Genomic DNA, 5,060 nt, shown 5'->3' on the forward strand with positions numbered 1-5,060 from the left:
GGGTGGGCGCGGGCTGGGCGTACGACCAAGGTCTCGGGGGGTGCGGGGCTTTGGACAGGGGCGAAAGTCTGTCGTGCCCCTTACGCTGGCGGGTATGGTCGATTCCGAACGGCGTGGCGCGGGTGTCACGCGGAGCCCCGCCCCGACGTCGGTCGCCGACCGTGAGGACAGTGTGCTGAGCCGTTCCTACCGGGGGCTCAGTATCGGGATCGTCTCCGTCGTGCTGCTGATCGCCTTCGAGGCCATGGCGGTCGGCACGGCCATGCCCGTCGCGGCGCGTGAGCTGGACGGGATCTCGGTGTACGGCTTCGCGTTCTCGGCGTACTTCACCACGAGCCTGTTCGGCATGGTGCTGGCGGGGCAGTGGGCGGACCGGCGGGGGCCGCTCGGCGCTTTGACGGCAGGGATCGGTACCTTCGCGGCCGGGCTGGTGCTGTCGGGGACGGCCGGCGCGATGTGGCTCTTCGTCCTCGGCCGGGCCGTGCAGGGGCTCGGCGGCGGGCTGGTGATCGTCGCGCTGTACGTCGTGGTCGGGCGCGCGTACCCCGAGCGGCTGCGGCCCTCGATCATGGCGGCCTTCGCGGCCAGTTGGGTCGTCCCCTCCGTGGTCGGCCCGCTCGCCTCGGGCGCGGTGACCGAACAACTGGGCTGGCGCTGGGTGTTCCTGGGCATCCCGGCGCTCGTCGTACTGCCGCTGGCGTTGGCCCTGCCACAGATACGACGGAGGGCTTCCGGGCCGGTGACGTCCTCGCCCTCGCCGTCGTCCTCACCCTCGTCCCCGTCCTCTGCTTCCGCCCCGGCCCCCTCCTTCGACCGCCGCCGTATTCGTCTCGCCTTCGGGATCTCCCTCGGGGCAGGGCTGTTGCAGTACGCGGCTCAGGACCTGTCGTGGTGGTCCCTGGTGCCGGCGGTGGCGGGTGCCGCACTGCTGGTGCCGGCCGTGCTGGGGCTGTTGCCGAGGGGGACGTACCGGGCCGTGCGGGGGCTGCCGTCGGTGGTGCTGCTGCGCGGCGTCGCCGCGGGCTCGTTCGTGGCGGCCGAGTCGTTCGTGCCGCTGATGCTGGTGACCCAGAGGGGGCTGTCGCCGACGCTCGCCGGGTTCTCGCTGGCGGCCGGCGGGGGGACCTGGGCACTGGGGTCGTGGGTGCAGGCCCGGGCGCGGGTGGAGCCGTACCGGGAGCGGCTGATGACGGTGGGGATGGTGCTGGTCGCGGCGGCGATCACCACGCTGCCGGGGGTGCTGGTCGACTCCGTCCCCGTGTGGATCGTGGCCGTCGCCTGGGCGTTCGGGTGCTTCGGGATGGGGCTGGTGATCTCCTCCACCAGCGTGCTTCTGCTCCAGCTGTCCGCGCCCGAGGAGGCGGGGACCAACTCCGCCGCGCTCCAGATCTCCGACGGTCTCACCAACGCGCTGCTCCTCGCGGCGGGCGGCGCCGCCTTCGCCGCGCTGGGCGGCGGCGCGGTCGGCCACACGGCCACCACGGCCGCCGGCACCGCCTCCCACCCGGCCGCCTTCGTCGCGGTGTTCCTGCCGATGGCGGGGGTGGCGTTGGTGGGGGCCTGGGTGACCACGCGGTTGCGGGTGTCTGCGAACTGAAAGTGGTACCACTTTGACCCCTCGCGAGTGGTACCGTTTTGGTATGGCTATGAACCTGCGTCTTCGTGACGACCAGACGGAAGCTCTGAAGCTGCGCGCCGAGGAGGAGGGCACCAGCATGCACGCCATACTGCTGCGGGCCGTGGACGACTATCTGGCCAGGACGGCCCACAAGTCGCTGGCCCGTAAGGCTGCCAAAGAGCAGACCGTCAAGTGGGCCGAGTTGCTGGAGCGGCTGAAGTGACCTGTGTCTACCTGTCGGCCGAGGACGTCCTGGCCATCGCCGAACACGCGGTCGATGACCAGGTCGTCGTCGTGCGCGATGCCGGTTTGCTGGAGTCGGCCGTGCACCGCCCCTCGGCTTCGATGTTCGGGCAGGAGGCATACAGCGACGTGTTCGGCAAGGCGGCCGCACTCCTCCAGTCGCTGGCGATCAACCGCCCCTTCATCGACGGCAACAAACGCACGGCCTGGGTGTCCTGCGTCGTCTTCCTCGCGATGAACGAGGTGCAGCTGCGGCCGGACATCGATGTTGCGGAGCGCCTGGTCGTCGCCGTTTCGACCGGTGCTCTCGACGAGGTCAAGGCCATCTCCGAGGTGCTGCGGGACCTGGCCGAGTAGCGATGTGACCTCGGTCCCATCCCCGGGCGCCCCGGCGCAGTTCGCGCGTTGGCGGAACCGGGGCGCCGGTAGGGTGGCCCGGTTGTCATACGTAGCCGAGGTGTCCGAGTCGCCGCGCGAGTCGCCCCGGGGCTACCCGCCGAGCCGCTCGACCCCCACCGGAGACCGTGACTACCACCGCCACCTCCTCCTCGAACCACCACCTCTCGCCCGCCTTCCCCGGCCGTGCCCCGTGGGGTACCGCCAGCAAGCTGCGTGCCTGGCAGCAGGGGGCGATGGAGAAGTACATCCAGGAGCAGCCGCGGGACTTCCTCGCGGTCGCGACGCCGGGCGCCGGTAAGACGACCTTCGCGCTGACGCTCGCGTCCTGGCTGCTGCATCACCACGTCGTGCAGCAGGTGACGGTCGTGGCGCCCACCGAGCATCTGAAGAAGCAGTGGGCGGAGGCCGCGGCGCGGATAGGGATCAAGCTCGACCCCGAGTACAGCGCGGGGCCGCTCAGCAAGGAGTACGACGGCGTCGCGGTCACCTACGCGGGTGTGGGCGTACGGCCCATGCTGCACCGCAACCGCAGCGAGCAGCGCAAGACCCTCGTCATCCTCGACGAGATCCACCACGCCGGTGACAGCAAGTCCTGGGGCGAGGCCTGTCTGGAGGCGTTCGAGCCCGCCACCCGACGGCTCGCGCTCACCGGTACGCCGTTCCGGTCCGACACCAACCCCATCCCCTTCGTCACGTACGAGGAGGGGGCGGACGGCATCCGGCGGTCCTCCGCCGACTACACCTACGGCTACGGCAACGCGCTCGCCGACAACGTCGTGCGGCCCGTCATCTTCCTCTCGTACAGCGGCAACATGCGCTGGCGCACCAAGGCGGGCGACGAGATCGCCGCGCGCCTCGGCGAGCCCATGACCAAGGACGCGGTCAGCCAGGCCTGGCGTACGGCGCTGGATCCGCGCGGCGAGTGGATGCCGAGCGTGCTGCGCGCCGCCGACCAGCGGCTCACCGAGGTCAGGAAGGCCATCCCGGACGCCGGCGCCCTCGTCATCGCCACCGACCAGGACTCCGCCCGCGCCTACGCCAAGCTGATCCGGGAGATCACGGGGACGAGCGCGACGGTCGTCCTGTCCGACGATTCCGGTGCCTCGGACCGGATCGACGAGTTCAGCCACAACACCGACCGGTGGATGGTCGCGGTGCGCATGGTGTCCGAAGGGGTCGACGTGCCCCGGCTGGCCGTCGGGGTCTACGCCACCACCATCTCCACCCCGCTGTTCTTCGCCCAGGCCGTGGGGCGTTTCGTACGGTCCCGGCGGCGCGGCGAGACCGCGTCCGTGTTCCTGCCGACCGTGCCCGACCTGCTCACCTTCGCCAACGAGATGGAGGTCGAGCGGGACCACGCCCTCGACAAGCCGAAGAAGGCGGGCGAGGAGGACCCGTACGCCGAGGAGGACAAGCTCCTCGCGGAGGCGGAGCGGGAGCAGGACGAGGACACCGGCGAGCAGGACATGCTGCCGTTCGAGGCGCTGGAATCCGACGCCGTGTTCGACCGGGTCATGTACAACGGCGCCGAGTTCGGCATGCAGGCCCACCCCGGCAGCGAGGAGGAGCAGGACTACCTCGGCATTCCGGGGCTGCTGGAACCCGACCAGGTGCAGCTGCTGCTGCAGAAGCGGCAGGCACGGCAGATCGCGCACAGCCGCAAGAAACCCGACGCCGAGGCCGACCTGGTGGAGCTGCCGGCCGACCGGCGGCCCGTGGTCACCCACAAGGAACTCCTCGAGCTGCGGAAGCAGCTCAACGGCATGGTCGGCGCCTACTCCCACCAGAGCGGCAAGCCGCACGGTGTCATCCACACCGAGGTACGGCGGGTGTGCGGCGGACCGCCGAGCGCCGAGGCCACGGCGGGCCAGCTGCGCCAGCGGATCGCCAAGGTGCAGGAGTGGGCGACCCGGATGAAGTGACGCCACCGGGGGAGCGCGCTGTGGAGGCGTGACGAGGATGCGCTCCGGGGTGCGTGTCGTGGATGCGCTCCAGGGCGCGTCTCGTGCGTGTGCTCCGGGGGCGTACCGAGAGGGCGCTCCGGGGTTGCGTGCGCCTGCTTTCCGGCGGTGCGTGCCGTGTGCCGTGCGCCCGTACATTTCGCGACAAAGCGAAGTAGTCCGTACCGGTCACTGCCCGGATTCTGGACGGAGTCTTCCGCTCAGCGAACCCGCTCGTCTACTGTCCCGCTACGCAAACGCCCCGTGGCAGCGCCGCCGCGGAGCGCAGCCGTGAAGCGACTCCGCCCGGATCATCCGGGTTCAGCCGATCGGCGGCCTCTGTAGCGCGTCGCCGAACGGGACCGGTGACGCATCAGCCGTGACAGGGGTCGCCGCCCTCACCAAGAAGGAGTGGGCGTCGTGACCGCGGAGACCTCTCAGACGCTTGATCGGGGACTGCGTGTCCTCAAGCTGCTCGCCGACACCGACCACGGCCTGACCGTCACCGAACTGTCCAACAAGCTCGGGGTCAACCGGACCGTTGTCTACCGCCTGCTCGCCACCCTGGAGCAGCACTCGCTCGTCCGTCGTGACCTGGGCGGACGTGCCCGGGTGGGGCTGGGGGTGCTGCGGCTCGGACGGCAGGTGCACCCGTTGGTGCGGGAGGCCGCGCTGCCCGCGCTGCGGTCGCTGGCCGAGGACATAGGGGCGACCGCCCACCTCACGCTCGTCGACGGCACCGAGGCGCTGGCCGTCGCCGTCGTCGAGCCGACGTGGACGGACTACCACGTGGCGTACCGGGCCGGGTTCCGGCACTCGCTGGACCGGGGGGCCGCGGGGCGGGCCATCCTGTAGGGGCC

At 71.0% G+C, this 5,060-nt stretch carries 4 protein-coding genes and 1 pseudogene; all 5 read left to right on the plus strand.

The window, feature by feature from the left end; genetic code table 11:
• Nucleotides 1-94 precede the first annotated feature (94 nt).
• Complete coding sequence (locus tag P1P70_RS40405; RefSeq protein WP_319246838.1) at nt 95-1,597, plus strand: MFS transporter; 1,503 nt, start codon at nt 95-97, stop codon at nt 1,595-1,597.
• A gap of 43 nt (nt 1,598-1,640) precedes the next feature.
• Nucleotides 1,641-1,841 (plus strand): CopG family transcriptional regulator, encoded by a 201-nt coding sequence (locus tag P1P70_RS40410; protein ID WP_319246840.1) that lies wholly within the window; start codon nt 1,641-1,643, stop codon nt 1,839-1,841.
• The gene (locus tag P1P70_RS40415; protein ID WP_319246841.1) at nt 1,838-2,218 is read left to right on the plus strand and encodes a type II toxin-antitoxin system death-on-curing family toxin; all 381 of its coding nucleotides are present in this window, start codon (nt 1,838-1,840) and stop codon (nt 2,216-2,218) included. Before P1P70_RS40410 ends, P1P70_RS40415 begins: the two co-directional genes overlap by 4 nt.
• 167 nt (nt 2,219-2,385) lie before the next feature.
• A complete protein-coding gene (locus P1P70_RS40420; protein ID WP_319246843.1) occupies nt 2,386-4,182 on the plus strand; it encodes a DEAD/DEAH box helicase in 1,797 nt (598 codons plus the stop codon).
• A gap of 438 nt (nt 4,183-4,620) precedes the next feature.
• Nucleotides 4,621-5,052, plus strand: a pseudogene (locus P1P70_RS40425) (IclR family transcriptional regulator); the annotation flags it as partial.
• Nucleotides 5,053-5,060 lie beyond the last annotated feature (8 nt).

This window comes from Streptomyces sp. MB09-02B, from assembly GCF_033794485.1.
Lineage (GTDB): Bacteria > Actinomycetota > Actinomycetes > Streptomycetales > Streptomycetaceae > Streptomyces.